13 protein-coding genes are annotated in these 15498 nt (G+C 72.9%); 5 read left to right on the plus strand and 8 right to left on the minus strand.

All coding sequences use genetic code 11. From position 1 onward, the window contains the following. Positions 1-42 precede the first annotated feature (42 nt). From thiC to IPL61_22550, 4 genes are all read right to left on the minus strand, one after another. Entirely contained in the window at positions 43-1752 is a 1710-nt protein-coding gene (gene thiC / locus IPL61_22535; GenBank protein MBK9034010.1) for a phosphomethylpyrimidine synthase ThiC, read from the minus strand. A gap of 174 nt (positions 1753-1926) precedes the next feature. Then, entirely contained in the window at positions 1927-3318 is a 1392-nt protein-coding gene (locus IPL61_22540) for a hypothetical protein (GenBank protein MBK9034011.1), read from the minus strand. A 5-nt stretch (positions 3319-3323) separates the two neighbouring features. Next, positions 3324-3746, minus strand: coding sequence for a hypothetical protein (locus tag IPL61_22545; GenBank protein ID MBK9034012.1), 423 nt, complete (start codon positions 3744-3746; stop codon positions 3324-3326). Then, on the minus strand, positions 3743-4276 hold the full coding sequence (locus IPL61_22550; protein MBK9034013.1) for a hypothetical protein: 534 nt from the start codon (positions 4274-4276) through the stop codon (positions 3743-3745). The genes IPL61_22545 and IPL61_22550 overlap by 4 nt, the downstream gene beginning before the upstream one ends. A 46-nt stretch (positions 4277-4322) precedes the next feature. Here IPL61_22550 and IPL61_22555 point away from each other — a divergent pair, with 46 nt between their 5' ends. Next, a complete protein-coding gene (locus IPL61_22555) occupies positions 4323-4757 on the plus strand; it encodes a TfoX/Sxy family protein (protein ID MBK9034014.1) in 435 nt (144 codons plus the stop codon). Here IPL61_22555 and IPL61_22560 read toward each other — a convergent pair. After that, a complete protein-coding gene (locus IPL61_22560; protein MBK9034015.1) occupies positions 4754-6475 on the minus strand; it encodes a hypothetical protein in 1722 nt (573 codons plus the stop codon). The two genes, IPL61_22555 and IPL61_22560, sit on opposite strands and share 4 nt — an antisense overlap. A gap of 92 nt (positions 6476-6567) precedes the next feature. Here IPL61_22560 and nadA point away from each other — a divergent pair, with 92 nt between their 5' ends. Genes nadA through IPL61_22575 form a run of 3 tightly spaced genes read left to right on the plus strand, consistent with a single transcriptional unit; the run spans position 6568 to position 9752 of the window. After that, on the plus strand, positions 6568-7563 hold the full coding sequence (gene nadA / locus IPL61_22565) for a quinolinate synthase NadA (GenBank protein ID MBK9034016.1): 996 nt from the start codon (positions 6568-6570) through the stop codon (positions 7561-7563). Further along, entirely contained in the window at positions 7560-8399 is an 840-nt protein-coding gene (locus IPL61_22570) for a hypothetical protein (protein ID MBK9034017.1), read from the plus strand. The genes nadA and IPL61_22570 overlap by 4 nt, the downstream gene beginning before the upstream one ends. 51 nt (positions 8400-8450) lie before the next feature. Beyond that, positions 8451-9752, plus strand: coding sequence for a DNA polymerase IV (locus IPL61_22575; protein ID MBK9034018.1), 1302 nt, complete (start codon positions 8451-8453; stop codon positions 9750-9752). On the opposite strand, the gene IPL61_22580 is transcribed toward IPL61_22575, so the two are convergent. Both IPL61_22580 and IPL61_22585 read right to left on the minus strand, forming a co-directional pair. After that, a complete protein-coding gene (locus tag IPL61_22580) occupies positions 9721-10368 on the minus strand; it encodes a hypothetical protein (GenBank protein ID MBK9034019.1) in 648 nt (215 codons plus the stop codon). The two genes, IPL61_22575 and IPL61_22580, sit on opposite strands and share 32 nt — an antisense overlap. A gap of 287 nt (positions 10369-10655) precedes the next feature. After that, a complete protein-coding gene (locus tag IPL61_22585; GenBank protein ID MBK9034020.1) occupies positions 10656-11978 on the minus strand; it encodes an amidase in 1323 nt (440 codons plus the stop codon). A gap of 119 nt (positions 11979-12097) precedes the next feature. On the opposite strand from IPL61_22585, the gene IPL61_22590 reads away from it, so the two are divergent. Then, positions 12098-14557, plus strand: a complete 2460-nt coding sequence (locus IPL61_22590; GenBank protein ID MBK9034021.1) for a GcvT family protein — start codon at positions 12098-12100, stop codon at positions 14555-14557. Positions 14558-14577: 20 nt separating this feature from the next. On the opposite strand, the gene IPL61_22595 is transcribed toward IPL61_22590, so the two are convergent. Continuing rightward, positions 14578-15474: a diguanylate cyclase gene (locus tag IPL61_22595; GenBank protein ID MBK9034022.1), complete on the minus strand. Its 897-nt coding sequence runs from the start codon at positions 15472-15474 to the stop codon at positions 14578-14580. Positions 15475-15498 lie beyond the last annotated feature (24 nt).

The following is a 15498-nucleotide window of genomic DNA, read 5'->3' on the forward strand; positions in this document are numbered from 1 at the left end:
TCGCCGTCCGGGACGCGGGATCCCGGGCGTGACGCACCGCGCCTACTTGGGGTCGACGTACAGCGCCTGGCCGGTCTGCGTGAACTCGGCGGCCTTCTCGGCCAGCCCCGCGGCCAGGGCCGCCTCCTCGGCCAGCCCGTGGCTGGCGGCGTAGTCGCGGACGTCCTGGGTGATCTTCATCGAGCAGAACTTGGGGCCGCACATGGAGCAGAAGTGCGCACCCTTGGCCGCCGGCGCCGGCAGGGTCTCGTCGTGGAAGTCCTGGGCGGTGTCAGGGTCGAGCGACAGGTGGAACTGGTCCTGCCAGCGGAACTCGAACCGCGCCTTGGACAAGGCGTCGTCGCGGCGCTGGGCGCCGGGGTGACCCTTGGCCAGGTCGGCGGCGTGGGCGGCGATCTTGTAGGCGATCACGCCGTCCTTGACGTCCTTCTTGTTGGGCAGGCCCAGGTGCTCCTTGGGCGTCACGTAGCAGAGCATCGCGGTGCCGAACCAGCCGATCATCGCCGCGCCGATCGCGCTGGTGATGTGGTCGTAGCCCGGCGCGACGTCGGTCACGAGCGGCCCGAGCGTGTAGAACGGCGCCTCCTGGCAGATCTTCATCTGCAGGTCGACGTTCTCCTTGATCTTGTGCATCGGCACGTGGCCGGGGCCCTCGATCATCACCTGGATGTCGTGCTTCCACGCGATCTTGGTCAGCTCGCCGAGCGTGTCGAGCTCGGCCAGCTGCGCGCGGTCGTTGGCGTCGGCGATCGAGCCGGGCCGCAGGCCGTCGCCGAGCGAGAACGCGACGTCGTACTTCTTCATCACCGCGCAGATGCGCTCGAACTCGGTGTAGAGGAAGTTCTCCTTGTGGTGCGTCAGGCACCACTTGGCCATGATCGAGCCGCCGCGCGAGACGATGCCGGTCGTGCGGTTGGCGGTCCACGGGATGTAGGGCAGGCGCACGCCGGCGTGGATCGTGAAGTAGTCGACGCCTTGCTCGGCCTGCTCGATCAAGGTCTCGAGGAACAGCTCGATCGTCAGGTCCTCGGCCTTGCCGTTGACCTTCTCGAGGCACTGGTAGATGGGCACCGTGCCGATCGGCACCGGCGAGTTGCGGACGATCCACTCGCGGGTCTCGTGGATGTTGTCGCCGGTCGACAGGTCCATGACCGTGTCGGCGCCCCACTTGGTCGACCAGCGCAGCTTGTCGACCTCCTCGCCGATCGACGAGCTGACCGCCGAGTTGCCGATGTTCGCGTTGATCTTGGTGAGGAACTTCGAGCCGATGATCATCGGCTCGCTCTCGGGGTGGTTGATGTTGGCGGGGATGATGGCGCGGCCGCGGGCGACCTCGCTGCGCACGAACTCGGGGCCGGTGGTCGCGTCGAGGCCCTCGCGGATCGCGATGAACCGCATCTCGGGCGTGATCATCCCCTGCCGCGCGTAGTGCATCTGGGTCCGGTTGCCGTCGTCCCCGGCGGCGATGCGCGCGTCGATCCAGGCCTTGCGCAGCTTGGGCAGGCCCTGGTGCAGGTCGTGGCCGGTCGGGCCCGAGGTGTCGTAGACGTCGAACGGGGCCTCGCCGCCGCTCAGGTGGACCCGCCGGACCGGCACCGCGACCTCGCCGGCGTCGACGTAGATCTTCTCGGACGCCGGGAAGCCGTCGATCGGGGCCAGGTCGCCGACCGGGTCGGTCGCCTGGGGCAGCGAGGTGCGCTTGCCGTTGCCGTTGCCGTTGCCGTTGGTGCCGTTGCCGTTGGTCGCGCTCATGGTCGCTTCCTTCCCCCGATGGCCGCGCACGCGCGGGTCGGGCAAGTTCGAGGGGTCGCACGCGCACGCCGCGTGCCTCTCAGCCGGATGGCTCCCCCAGCGTTGGGTGTGTGGGTGAAGGCGGACCCTATCGCAGCGGCGGCGGATTGCAACCCGGGGGCGGTCGCGGTCGCCTTACTCGGGCGGCTGAGTTGGGCGAGGCGGGCGAGGCCATCGGATGTCGGCCGTCGCGCTGACCCGTCCGCCGGACTCCGAGACCTCGAGTCGGAAATCTGCGTACGACGCCAGAATCGACCGAGGCTCCGCCGCAGCGATGTCCTGGCCGTCGTACGCGATCACTGGGACCGCCCAGCCCGACGCGACCACCAATCCAATGAACGCTCGTAGTGCCTCGACCCACTTGAACGAGTCCGGCCCCGAAAGCACGACACCGAGGTCGCCAATCACCACACGTCCGAGCGGTGGCGCACCAGGCGCAGCGACCACTTTCGCGAATCGCTCCACCAGTGTCCGCAGTCCGCGAGATGCTCCCGGTTCAGTCGGAAGATAGGCCACTCCGTCGGCCGCGTTGCTCCAACCGCCAGTGGGCTGCCCGATCGGATCGAGCTGCACGAGCCATTCGCGCGTGTCCTTGCCTATCGGGCCCAAGTCGATGGCGCTCGCACGTACGGTGTCAGAGCGGTACCCCGTGATGAATACAAACGCTGCAGCGATCGGGCTGCGGGCTTCGGAGCCCGGGTCCACGTCTAGCCAGTCCACGATGGGCATCGCGGGGCTCGCTCCGAACACCCATCCGTGTTGCCGCAGCACCTCGCGGACATGTGTCGCAAGCCAGGATCCACCTAGCGGGAATGCCTTCGGCCCAAGCACTCCAACCAGATCGAGTTCGTGTCGCCCGGTCGCCGACGGGCCGAAGCGGTGCTTCTTGACCTCGATCCAGCGACCGCGCTCGCGCGACTCGACGCCGACCTGCAGCACGGTGTCGGCGGCGAAGACCCACGGCGAAGGCGCGTCGCTCGAGATCTCCTCGCAGAACACCAGGCCGATGCCGTGCTTGGCGGCGAACTTCATCGCGGCGTCGACGTGGAGGCGGTCGGACGACGAGCCGATGCCGTAGCCTTCGATGAGCGAGTCGACCAGGAACACGACCGGCTTGCCACCGGCGGCGGCAACCGCGCCCTGTAAGGACTCCAGGCTCGCCACCAGATCCGGCTGGTCGGGATCGAGATCGAGCATGAGGCCGACGTAGACGCGCGGTCCGTCTGGGGACGTCGCGCACGCCGGCAGCATGGCGACACGCTCGGCCGGCAACGATGGCCGCGCTGACTGGAGCTGCGCGATGTACTCGGTCGGCAGGATCTCCACGCAGCCGACGGCGACATCGCCGCCGAGCGCGCGCGCCAGCTCGAGCGCGACCTGGATGCCCACCAGCGTCTTGCCAGCGCCGCTGCCCCCGCGCACGACCACGGTTGCCGACCAAGCGTCGCCGAGTCGCCGGACCAGGCGCCAGCCGCCGCCCAGCAGCACGTCGAGCCCGAGGTCACCCGTCGGCACGGTGCGGATCATGTCCGTCACGCCACGTCCTTCAGGGCGAACGTCGCCCGGACGTCGTCTCGGGCATGGTTGGCAGACCGCGCGCGCTTGATCCCCTTGCGCTCGGCGACGAGCAGCTCCACGTAGCTGCTCGCCATCTTGGTGAGTTCACGCTGGCCCCGCTCGGTGAGCGCACCAGGTTGAGCGAGCAGCCGGTGTGCGAGGTCGAGCGCGTCGCCGAAGTTTCCGGCCCGCGCGAAGCAGGCCACGCCCGACGTCCCGATGAGGCTTCGTGCGTCACGATCGGCCGAGGTCAACGCGAGCGCCAAGGACTGGTAGCTCCGTGCGGCATCGCGATAGAGATCCTTGGCGCGGCCGAGGTCTCCCGCGATCTCGGCGCGCTCGGCCTCGAACGCACACTCCTCGCCGTGCTGCTTCCGCGGGTCCAGCCAGACGCTCACGGATACTCCTCCACGAAGATCTCGACAGGGGCTTTGCGAAAATTGGTGACGATGGCAAACCCGCGCTCGTGACCGCCGTGCTCTTCGAGTTGCTTGAGCTTGACCCTCGTCCTCGCAGCGGTCGACTGCGACCCATCGCCGATTCCGCTGAGCTCCAAGCGTTCCGGCGGGACTTCGTCGCCCGCGTCCACCGGCCGAACCCAGTAGTCACATCCCTCGTCCGTGGTCGAGCGGTGAACGACGACGCGACCGAGGACCTGGTGGGCGGCGGCGATCCCGACGGCCTCGCCGCCGTGCTCGGCCGTGCGCTTCGGATCGGCCAGCCATTCTCGCTCGTTCGGCTCGATCGGCGTTCGAACGATCATGGCGTCCAGACGCTCGTCGGCTCGGCGGACAAGGGCCGGATCCTCGAGTCGGCGCCCGTGCCGGCGCTCGAGCATCACCGAGGCAGCGGCCGTGAGCCCGTCCATCACCCGACGCGCCACCCACGGGTGGTCGCGCAGCGTCCGCAGATCGAGCACCAGCGTCACGGACCGGACTGTAGCAGAGGGCGCGGTCCATCACGTACGCTCGGCCATGGCCTATGACGAGCGCCTCGCGGCGCGGGTGCGCGCGCTGCTGGCGAAGGGCGGGCACGAGGTGGTCGAGAAGACGATGTTCGGCGGGCTGTGTTTCATGGTCGGCGGCCACATGTGCTGCGGGCTCGCCAAGGAGGCGCTGATGCTGCGGGTCGGCAAGGACGCCTACCCCGACGTCCTCGACCTGCGCCACGCCCGGCCGATGACCTTCACCGGCCGGCCGCTCGCGGGCTACGTCTACGTCGACCCGGCCGGCTACAAGACCGACGCGGCGCTGGCCCGCTGGCTCGAGCGCGGCACCGACTTCGTGGCGACCCTGCCGCTGCGCGTGGCGCGCAAGCCGAGCCGGACCGTGGCCGCGAAGCGCCCGCGCTCGGCGGCGCAGGCGACCGCGACGAGGCGCCCGCGCCCGGTGGCGCCCCGGCGCCGCTAGTTGATCGTGTAGTTGAGCGTGTACGCGCCGGTCGTCGCGAGGAAGCCGTCGACGACCAGCCAGTAGAGGCCCGGGCCCGAGCCGGTCGCGCCGGTGAACGACGACAGGCGGATCGGCGTCACCGAGCCGCACGGCGCGAGGCCGTCGTCGTTGCAGGTCACGTCGGCGGCGACGCCGGCCTTGCGCAGGTAGATCACCGAGTCCCAGCTGGTCGGCGTCGTGCACGTGCTGGCCGCGACCGTGGGCACGATCGCGGGGCACGACAGGAAGTAGTAGGCCTGCTCGCCGGCGGTCGAGCTCGACGAGCAGCTCGGCGCCCAGGTGTTGGGCGCGCCGACGGTGGTGCCGGTGACCGTGCCCGTGCCGGTGCTGATCGCGGTGCCGGTGCGGCCGCCGCGGGTGAACGTCAAGGTCAGCGCGCCGGTGGTCTGGAACGAGCTGTACTGATCGGCGACGAGGCAGTACTGGCCGGCGGCGAGCGCCAGCGCGCCCTGGCTCTGGAGCACCGAGCAGCTGTCGTCGAAGCAGCTCTGCAGCGCGCCGAGCGCGGTGCAGCTGCCGGCGAAGACGCGCAGGTCGGTGTCGAAGCTCGAGCCGAACGTGTCGACGTAGACCACCTCGGCCGCCGGCAGCGTGAACGTGTAGAACACGTCGCGGCCGCCGGTCGAGCCGCAGAAGCTGCCGCTGAAGTCCTGATCGTTGCGGGCCGCGGTCAGGTCGACAGTGAACACGCCACCGCCGGAGATGTTGATCGCGCCGCTGGGGCCGTCGTTGGTCGGGCAGATCGCGTCGCTGCCGTTGCAGTCCTGGTCGATGCCGTCGCCGCAGATCTCGGCGGTCGGGCTGCCGGCGGTGGCGCTGCACTGGACGCCGTTGCCGGCGGCGTTGCAGACGTTGGCGCCGGTGCGGGCGCACGCGCCGACGCCGACCGAGCAGCTGACGCCGACCGGGAAGCCGTTGTCGACGCCGCCCTGGCAGTCGTCGTCGAGGCCGTTGCAGAGCTCGACCGTCGAGCCGGTCGCGTCGTTGCACACCGCGACGCCGCCGGCGCCGCACACCAGCACGCCCTCGGCGCAGGCGTCGGTGTCCGGGCCGTCGCACGCCGCGCCCAGGTTGAAGCCCTCGTCGACGCGGGTGTCGCAGTCGTCGTCGAAGCTGTTGCACAGCTCGACCGAGTCGCCGGTCAGGTCCGAGCAGGTGGTGCCGCCGGTCGCGGCGCACACGATCATGCCCTCGGTGCACAGGTCGGGGTCGGCGCCGTCGCACGCGGTGCCGAGCGAGAAGCCCTCGTCGGTCATGCCGTCGCAGTCGTCGTCGGCGCCGTTGCAGGTCTCGGCCGTGGGCCCCCCGGCGCTGGCGCTGCAGGTGGTGCCGGCGCCGGTCGCGTCGCAGACGATCATGCCGGTGCGGACGCAGCCGCCGGTGCCCGCGGTGCAGGTCTGGCCCAGGGTCGGGAAGGTCTCGTCGACCGCGAGGTTGCAGTTGTCGTCGACGCCGTTGCAGACCTCGGCGGTCGGGACGCACGCGTCGGGGCCGGGCGTGGCGTCGGTCGCGTCGACGGCGGCGTCGGTGGCGTCCGGGGCGGGCTCGGCATCGGTCGCCGCGTCGACCTCGGCCGCGTCGACGGCGGCGTCGGGCGGCGTCGCCACTTCGGACGACGCGCACGCGCCGAGAGTGAGGGCGAGCACGCCGCTCAGGGCGACGACGAAACGCTGCATCGACGCATCCTATCATCGTCGGCCCGACCGCTGGCAAACAGAGGCGGCGCGGCTGTGCTACGACTCACGACTCACGACGACGGAGGTCCTCGATGTCTCAGGAAAACCCTGCCCCGAACCGCCTGCCGGTCGCCGGCCAGTCCGCACCCCTGGGCCTGTCGGCCGAGGAGCTCGAGGACGGCATCCGCCGCCTCAAGGCCGAGCGCAACGCGGTCATCCTCGCGCACTACTACCAGGAGTCGGACCTGCAAGATCTGGCCGACTTCGTCGGTGACTCGCTGCAGCTGTCCCAGGCGGCGGCCGCGACCCAGGCCGACGTGATCGCGTTCTGCGGCGTCCACTTCATGGCCGAGACCGCGAAGATCCTGAACCCCGACAAGATCGTCGTGGTGCCCGATCTCGAGGCCGGCTGCTCGCTGGCCGACGGCTGCCCGGCGCCGGCGTTCGCGCACTGGCTCGAGAAGTACCCGGGCCACACCGTGGTCAGCTACATCAACTGCTCGGCCGAGGTGAAGGCGCTGTCCGACGTGATCTGCACGTCGTCGAACGCGGTCAAGATCGTCAAGGCGCTCGGCGACGTGCCGATCGTGTTCGCGCCGGACAAGCACCTGGGCGCGTTCGTGCAGAAGCAGGCCGACCGCCCCGACCTGGTGCTGTGGCAGGGCACCTGCATCGTCCACGAGACCTTCTCCGAGCGGCGGCTGCTCGGGCTGATGGCGGCGCACCCCGACGCCGACGTGATCGCCCACCCCGAGTGCCACGCCGGCATCCTGCGCCACGCCCACCACGTGGCCTCGACCTCGGGCCTGATCGCCTACGCCAAGAAGTCGCCCAAGACCACGTTCATCGTCGCGACCGAGGCCGGCATCCTGCACAAGATGGCCGCCGAGGCGCCCGGCAAGGTGCTGATCCCGGCGCCGCCCGAGGACGAGAGCTGCGCGTGCAACGTGTGCCCGCACATGCGGCGCAACACGCTCGAGAAGCTGTACCTGGCGCTGCGCGATCTGCAGCCGCAGGTCGACGTGCCCGAGCCGGTGCGGGTGCGCGCGCTCGCGCCGATCCAGCGCATGCTCGAGATGAGCGCGTGAGCCCGCGGCGCCGGGGCCTCGTGGCGCTGGCGCTGGCGGCGGCCGCCTGCGGCGGGAAGCGCACGCCGCCGCCGGCCCCGACCGCGGGCGACGCGGCGACGGCGGTGGTCGTCGCCGCCGCTGACGCCGCTGCGGTCGACGCGGCCGACGGCGTCCGGATCCCGGACGAGAGCCGCGAGCTGGTGCTGGTGGTGGTGCCGGACTGGGACGCGACGTCGGCGACCGTGAGCCACTGGCGGCGCGCGGCCGGCGGCTCCTGGCAGGCGGTGCGGGCGCCGTGGCCGGCGGTGATCGGCCACACCGGGATCGCCTGGGGCCAGGGCCTGCACGGCGACGGCGCGCCGGCCGGCCGGGCCGGGCCGATCAAGCGCGAGGGCGACGGCCGCTCCCCGGCCGGCATCTTCGCGCTCGGGCCGACCTACGGCCGCGCGCCGACGGCGCCGGCCGGCGCCCGGGTCAAGTACACCGCGGTCACCGACCGCTGGCGCTGCGTCGACGACGCCGCCTCGACGCACTACAACCGCGTCCTCGACGAGGACACCGTCACCAAGGACTGGGCGTCGGCCGAGGACCTGCGCCGGCGCGATCACCTCTACGACTGGGTGGTCGACGTGCGCCACAACCCGGCGGCCGTGCCCGGCGGCGGCAGCTGCATCTTCTTGCACGTCTGGCGCGGCCCCACCGACGGCACCGTCGGCTGCACCGCGATGGCGGCGCCGGTGCTGGCCGAGCTGATCGCCGGGCTCGATCCCGCGGCCCGGCCGGTGCTGGTGCAGCTGCCCGCGGCCGAGCGCGCCGCGCTGGCCGAGGCCTGGGGCCTACCGCCCGGGCGGTGACCGACGGGCAGCTCAAGGCGCGGTGTCGTGCCGATACTGTACATTGGTTCAGTGTCGGCGCCACGGATCTGCTGCCTCGACCTCGACACCTTCTTCGTGTCCGTGGAGCGGCTGCTCGATCCGTCGCTGGTCGGCCAGCCGGTGGTGGTCGGCGCCAGCCCGGGCCAGCGCGGCGTGGTCACTGCGTGCAGCTACGAGGTGCGCGCGCTCGGCGTGCGGTCCGGGATGGCCATCGCCGAGGCGGTGCGCCTGGCCCCCGACGCGATCTACCTGCCCACCCGGCACGGCGTCTATGCGCCCTACGCCGGGCGGGTCCGCGAGGTGCTGGCGCTGCACACGCCGAGCGTCCAGACCGCGAGCATCGACGAGTTCTATCTCGACTTCACCGGCTGCGAGCGCCTGTACCACCGCGCCGGTGACGTCGACGGCGACGCCACGATCGAGCGCACGCTGCGCGAGATCTGCGCGCGGATCAAGCGCGAGGTCGGGCTGCCGGCGAGCGTCGGCATCGGCGTGACCCGGGCGATCGCCAAGATCGCCAGCGGCGTCGCCAAGCCGGCCGGCGTGCGGCTGGTGCGCGCCGGCGCCGAGCGCGGGTTCCTGGCGCCGCTGCCGGTGCGCAAGTTCCCGGGCATCGGGCCGGTGACCGAGGAGCGGCTGCGGCGCGCCGGCGTCGCCACGCTCGGCGAGCTGGTCGCGCTGCCGCCCGGCCCGACCCGCGCGCGCTTCGGCGGGCTCGTCGATCTGATCGCGGCCGAGCTCGCCGGGGAGGTCGGGGCGTGGATCGGGCGCGACCGGCCGGCCTTCCTCGAGCACGATCCCGAGGGCGCGACCGGCGGCAGCATCTCGAACGAGCGCACGTTCGCGCACGACGTCGGCGATCGCGGCGCGGTCGAGCGCCAGCTCCTGGCGTTGGTCGAGCGGGTGTGCTGGCGTGCGCGCGGCCGCGGCGTCCGCGCGCGCACGGTCACGCTGCGCCTGCGCTGGGCCGACTTCGTCACGGTCACCCGGGGGCGCACGCTGCCGGCCACCAACCACGACCCCGACGTCTGGGCCTGCGTGCGCGCGCTGGCCGCCGCCGCGCAGGCCGAGCGACCGGGCGCGCGCGTCCGGCTGGTCGGGGTCAAGCTGTCGGGCCTGGTGGTCGCGACCCAGCTCGAGCTGCCGCTCGACGCGCCGGCCCGGGCGCCGGTCGACGACGCCGTCGACGGCGTCCGCGATCGCTTCGGCTTCGACGCCATCCGCCTGGGCGCGGTCGACGGCCGCCAGCGCTGGCTCGAGGCCGAGCCGCGGCCGCGGCCGGGCGCCGGGCGGGACGAGGTCAGCTCGTCGGGCCGACCGCGGCGCCGGTGAGCCACTGCTCGATCAGCCAGTCGTCGGCGGGGCCGGCGGCGGTGACCAGCGGCGACACGAAGTAGCCCTTGGGCTGCGACGCGGCGATCGCCGGCGACGTGGCGAGCGGCTCGTCGGTCACGACCGCGTCGCCGATGTAGCTGGCGTGGACGAAGCGGACGTCGGCGCCGCGCACGACGACCAGGCCGACGTGGTTGGCCAGGCCGATGACATAGACGCCGTCGCCGAGCGCGGCGATGCGCGTCGCCAGCTCGGCCGGCGGGATGCTCAGGAACCGGTGGACCTCGCCGCGCCCGCCGACCAGGCTCTGCTGGATCCGCAGCGCCGCCGCCTGACCGAGCTTGAAGCGATCGTGCAGGCGGAACCCGGCGCCGCCCAGCACCGCGCCGACGAAGTAGCTGCACGAGATGGTCTGGTCGGGCGCGAACGGCCGGGTCGCGGTGCTGTCGCGGCCCATGCCCCACGGCATGCCGAGCCAGGTCGGCGCCAGGTCGCGCGTGATCGCCGCCACCAGCGCCGCGCTCGCGCGATCGCGGATCTCGGCGCGCGCCGCCGCCGTCGTCGCCGCCGCCCACTCGGCCGCCAGCGTCGCGCGCGTCGCCGCCAGCTCCGCCACCGCGCGATCCCACGCCGCGCCCGGGTCGCGCGCGTCCGCGGCGATCGCCGGAGGCGGCCGGCGGGACGCTGATGGCTGCGATCGCGCCGGCTCGGAGCGTCCGCAGGCGAGGGCCAGGATCAGCACGGCGAGGGCAGGGCGCATGCATCGCCAACGCGCCGGTCGCGGAGACTATTGCGGGGCCCGGATCCGGAACCGGAACCGGATCCGGAACCGGAACCGGAACTGGAACCGGAACCGGAGCCGGAACCCGATCCCGGATCCCGATCCCGACCCCGATCACACCATCACACCGCCTTCATCCCGACGCCGGTCGCCTCGACCGCGGCGGCGATCGCCAGGAGCGCGTCCTCGCTGCCGGCGGCGCCGACGAACATGATCGACAGCGGCCGGCCGCGGTCGTCGACGCCGCTGGGCACGGCGATCGCGGGCAGGTCGCACAGGTTCGCGAGCGGCGTGTAGAGGCCGAGGGCGCGCAGGAGCATCAGGTCCTGGCCGCCGGCGAGCAGCGCGCGCGACAGCGCCGGCGGCGGGATCGCGGTGGTCGGCATCGCCAGGATCGGGGTGCGCTCGAGCGCGCGCGCGGTGGCGTCGACCAGCGCGCGCCGCTGCGCGACCAGGCGCGCGACGTCGGCGGGCGCGAACGCGCGGCCGAGCGCGACGTTCATGCGGCCGGCCGGCGACAGCGGCCGCGCGGCGTCGCTGCTGCCGGCCAGCTCGACCGCGCCGATCAGCCCGCCGAGGAACGTCGCGCAGCCGGCGCCCGCCACGTCGACCTCGACGACCTCGACGTCGAGCGCCGCCAGCGCCCGCGCGAACGCGCGCTGGATCGAGCGACACGCGCGCGCCGGCCCGAGCTGGCGGATCACCCCGATCCGCGCCGGCGCCGCGGCCGCGACCGCGCGCACGTCCTGGGCGGCCATGACCTGCCACAGCCGGGCGCAGTCAGCGACCGTGCGCGCCAGCGGGCCGGGCACGTCGAGGGTCGCGACCGCGCTGCGGTAGCCGTCGGCGAGCCACGCGGTGCGCCCGGGCTTGAGCCCGACCAGCCCGCAGAACGCCGCCGGGATGCGCACGCTGCCGAGGCCATCGGAGCCGAGGCCGTAGCGGGCCTGGCCCGACGCGATCGCGACCGCGGTGCCGGTCGACGAGCCGCCGGGGAAGTAGCCGCGCGCGCGCGGGTTGCGCGGCATCGGCCACGGCATCAGCGCGCCGACGCCGTCCATGCCTAGCTCGGTCAGCTTGGTCTTGCCGATCACCCGGCCGCCGCCGGCGCGGATGCGCGCGACGATCGTGGCGTCGGCGTCGGCCCGCGGCGCGCCCGCCAGCACGCCGCTCGAGGTCGTCAGGCCGGCCAGATCGATCGCGTCCTTCACCACCACCGCCGCGTCGGCCAGCGGCCCGGGCGCGGTCGCCGGCCAGTCGAGCTCGCACACCAGCGGCGAGGTGTCGTCGTCGGCCAGCCCCGGCTCGGGCGCGCGCCCGGCCATGCGCTCGACCGCCAGCGCCGGCACCGCGGTCCGGGCTAGCAGCGTCAGCGCGCGGCCGGGCGCGCGGCGGCGCAAGAACCGCTCGGACAGCGCGAGGAACCCTGCGTCGGCGACGGGCATCTCGCCAGTATCGTCCGCCTGGCCGCGGCCGTCACGCGGCCCGCGCCCCGGGCGAACCCCGGTTGCCGGACCGGCACCGATTGGCGTCGCCGCGCCCGCGCCGGGTATGTTCCCGCGCCATGGCCGAACCCGTGCTCCCGTCCCACGCCCGCGTCGTCGTCATCGGCGGCGGCATCATCGGCTGCTCGGTCGCGTACCACCTGGCCCACGCCGGCTGGAAGGACGTGGTCGTGCTCGAGCGCGATCGCCTGACCTCGGGCACGACCTGGCACGCGGCCGGGCTGATGGTCACGTTCGGCTCGACGTCCGAGACCTCGACCGAGCTGCGCAAGTACACCCGCGATCTGTACGCGCGCCTGCCGGCCGAGACCGGCCAGGCCACCGGGCTCAAGCAGTGCGGCTTCATCGAGGTCGCGGCCGATCGCGACCGGCTCGAGGAGTACCGCCGGGTCTCGGCGCACAACCGGTACCTGGGCATCGACGTCCAGGAGATCTCGCCGCGCGAGGTCGCCGACCTGTTCCCGATCGCGCGCACCGACGACCTGCTCGCCGGGTTCTACGTCAAGGACGACGGCCGGGTCGATCCGGTCGACGTGACGATGGCGCTGGCCAAGGGCGCGCGTCAGGCCGGCGCGACGATCGTCGAGGGCGTGGCCGCCACCGGCGTGACCCGGCGCGGCGGCGCGGTCACCGGCGTCACCACCGCCCACGGCACGATCACCTGCGAGTACGTCGTCAACTGCGCCGGCATGTGGGCGCGCCAGCTCGGCGAGGCGAGCGGCGTCGTCATCCCCAACACCCCGGCCGAGCACTACTACCTGATCACCGAGCCGGTGCCGGCATCTCGGCCGAGCTGGCCGGTGCTCGAGGACCCGGGCTCGTACGGCTACTTCCGCGAGGAGGTCGGCGGCCTGATGATCGGCCTGTTCGAGCCGGTGTGCGCGCCGTGGCAGGTCGAGGGCATCCCCGCCGACTTCTCGTTCGGCTCGCTGCCGCCCGACTGGGAGCGCATGGGCCCGTACCTCGAGAAGGCCATGGCCCGGGTGCCGGTCAGCCTCAAGACCGGCATCAAGAAGTTCTTCTGCGGCCCCGAGTCGTTCACGCCCGACCTGCGCCCGTGCGTCGGCGAGGCGCCCGAGCTGCGCGGCTACTTCGTCGCCGCCGGGCTCAACTCGATCGGCATCCTGACCGGCGGCGGCCTCGGCCGGGTCCTCGCCCACTGGATCATGACCGGCCGGCCCGACGTCGACGTCACCGGCATGCACGTCGATCGCCTGCAGCCGTACCAGTCCAACCCCGAGTACCGACGCGTGCGCACGGTCGAGTCGCTCGGCATGGTCTACCAGTGCCACTACCCGACGCGATCGATGCAGACCGCGCGCGGCGCCAAGCGCTCGGCGCTGCACGATCGCCTCGCGGCCCGCGGCGCCTACTTCCGCGACGTCAGCGGCTGGGAGGGCGCCGACTGGTACGCGCCGGCCGGCGTCGAGCCGGTGTCGGAGCTGACCTGGGGCAAGCCGAGCTGGTTCCCGTACTGGGCCGAGGAGCACCACGCCGCGCGCGCGGGCGTGATCGTCATGGACATGTCGTTCATGTCGAAGTTCGAGGTCGCCGGCCGCGACGCCGGGCGGGTGCTCGACTGGATCTCCGCCAACAAGGTCGACGGCGCCGCCGGCGTCATCACGTACACGCAGTGGCTCAACGAGGGCGGCACGCTCGAGGCCGACCTCACCGTCACCAAGCTGGCCGACGATCGCTTCCTCGTGGTCGCGTCCGACACGGTGCCCCGCCACGTCCAGGCGTGGCTCGCGCGCCACACGCCGGCCGACGCCCACTGCCACGTCACCGACGTGACCTCGGGCTACTGCCAGCTCAACGTCCAGGGGCCGCGCTCGCGCGAGCTCCTGGCCGCGGTGACCTCGTGCGATCTCGGCAACGCCGCGTTCCCGTTCCGGACCGCGCGCGAGATCGACGTCGGCTTCGCCCGGGTCCTGTGCGTGCGCATCACCTACCTGGGCGAGCTCGGCTACGAGCTCTACATCCCGACCGAGCAGGCGGTGCACGTCTACGAGCGCCTCGTCGCCGCCGGCGCGCCGCTGGGCCTGCGCCACGCCGGGCTCAAGGCGCTGGCGTCGCTGCGGCTCGAGAAGGCCTACCGCGACTACGGCCACGACATCGACAACACCGACGCGGTGCTCGAGGTCGGGCTGGGCTTCGCGGTCGATCTGAAGAAGCCGGGCGGCTTCCTCGGCAAGGACGCGGTCGTCGCGCACAAGGCCGCCGGGCCGCTGCGCAAGCGGCTGGTGCAGCTGCGCGTGCTCGATCCCGAGCCGCTCTTGTTCCACGCCGAGGTGATCTGGCGCGACGACCGCGCGGTCGGCTACGTGCGCGCCGGCTCGTACGGCCACACGCTCGGCGGTGCGGTCGGCCTGGCGATGGTCGACGCCGGCGGCGCGCCGGTCGACGCCGCGTACCTCGCCAGCGGCGCCTGGACCGTCGAGATCGCCGGCGCCCGCTACCCGATCGCGGTGTCGCTCCGGCCGATGTACGACCCCGACAACGCCCGCGTGAAGGCCTGAGCCGGCGAGCCCCGGCGCGCTCAGCTCGCGACCCGGTTGCGGCCGGCTTCCTTGGCTACGTACAGCGCGCGATCGGCGGCGCCGACCAGCTCGTCGGCGGTGGCGATGCCGTCGGCCAGGGCGGCGGCGCCGATCGAGATCGTCACCGCCATCGGCTCGCCGCCCTCGACCTCGACCCGCAGCTCCTCGACCCGGCGGCGCAGGCGCTCGGCCAGGGGCAGCGCGTGATCGAGCGCGGTGGCGCGCAGGATCACGACGAACTCCTCGCCGCCGAACCGCGCGACCACGTCCTCGTTGCGGATCGCGCGCGCCAGCGTCGTGGCGACCGCGGTCAGGACCGTGTCGCCGACCAGGTGGCCGCGCTCGTCGTTGACGCTCTTGAAGTGGTCGACGTCGATCATCAGCAGCGCCAGCTGGGTGCCGTGGCGGTGCGCGAACCGCAGCTCGGCGTCGAGGCGCTCGTCGAAGTAGCGCTTGTTGTACAGCTGCGTCAGCGGGTCGCGCAGCGCCGACAGCACCACCCGCTCCTGGAACGAGTCGTCGAGCGCGTCGTGGTAGGTGAACTTCAGGATCGACGAGCGGCCGACGTGGAGCTTGTCGCCGTCCTCGAGCTTGACCGTCCCGCTGACCCGGACGCCGTTGACGAACGTGCCGTTGCGGCTGCCGAGGTCCTCGAGCCAGATCGCGCCCTCGGACGCGCGGATCCGGGCGTGGTGCCGCGACACGCCGTCGTCGTCGAGGCACAGCTCGGCGCGCAGGCTGCGGCCGATCCGGATCTCGCGGCCCTCGAGCCGGATCAGCGTCCCGACCCGGGGCCCGGCCAGCACCACCAGCGACGCGCGATCGCGGACCGTCGTGCTCGGGCTCGGCACCTCGGTCTCGTGCGTGACGTTGGTGTCGCTGTCCCAGTCGGTCAAGCGCTGGCGACTGTAGGGAGCCCG

The organism is Myxococcales bacterium (assembly GCA_016717005.1).
Lineage (GTDB): Bacteria > Myxococcota_A > Polyangia > Haliangiales > Haliangiaceae > UBA2376.

What these genes read in the sequence shown, in the direction of transcription:
- thiC (MBK9034010.1), bottom strand. Translation starts at nt 1,752, where the DNA reads ATGAGCGCGACCAACGGCAACGGCACCAACGGCAACGGCAACGGCAAC.
- IPL61_22540 (MBK9034011.1), bottom strand. Translation starts at nt 3,318, where the DNA reads ATGATCCGCACCGTGCCGACGGGTGACCTCGGGCTCGACGTGCTGCTG.
- IPL61_22555 (MBK9034014.1), top strand. Translation starts at nt 4,323, where the DNA reads ATGGCCTATGACGAGCGCCTCGCGGCGCGGGTGCGCGCGCTGCTGGCG.
- IPL61_22560 (MBK9034015.1), bottom strand. Translation starts at nt 6,475, where the DNA reads ATGCAGCGTTTCGTCGTCGCCCTGAGCGGCGTGCTCGCCCTCACTCTC.
- nadA (MBK9034016.1), top strand. Translation starts at nt 6,568, where the DNA reads ATGTCTCAGGAAAACCCTGCCCCGAACCGCCTGCCGGTCGCCGGCCAG.
- IPL61_22585 (MBK9034020.1), bottom strand. Translation starts at nt 11,978, where the DNA reads ATGCCCGTCGCCGACGCAGGGTTCCTCGCGCTGTCCGAGCGGTTCTTG.
- IPL61_22590 (MBK9034021.1), top strand. Translation starts at nt 12,098, where the DNA reads ATGGCCGAACCCGTGCTCCCGTCCCACGCCCGCGTCGTCGTCATCGGC.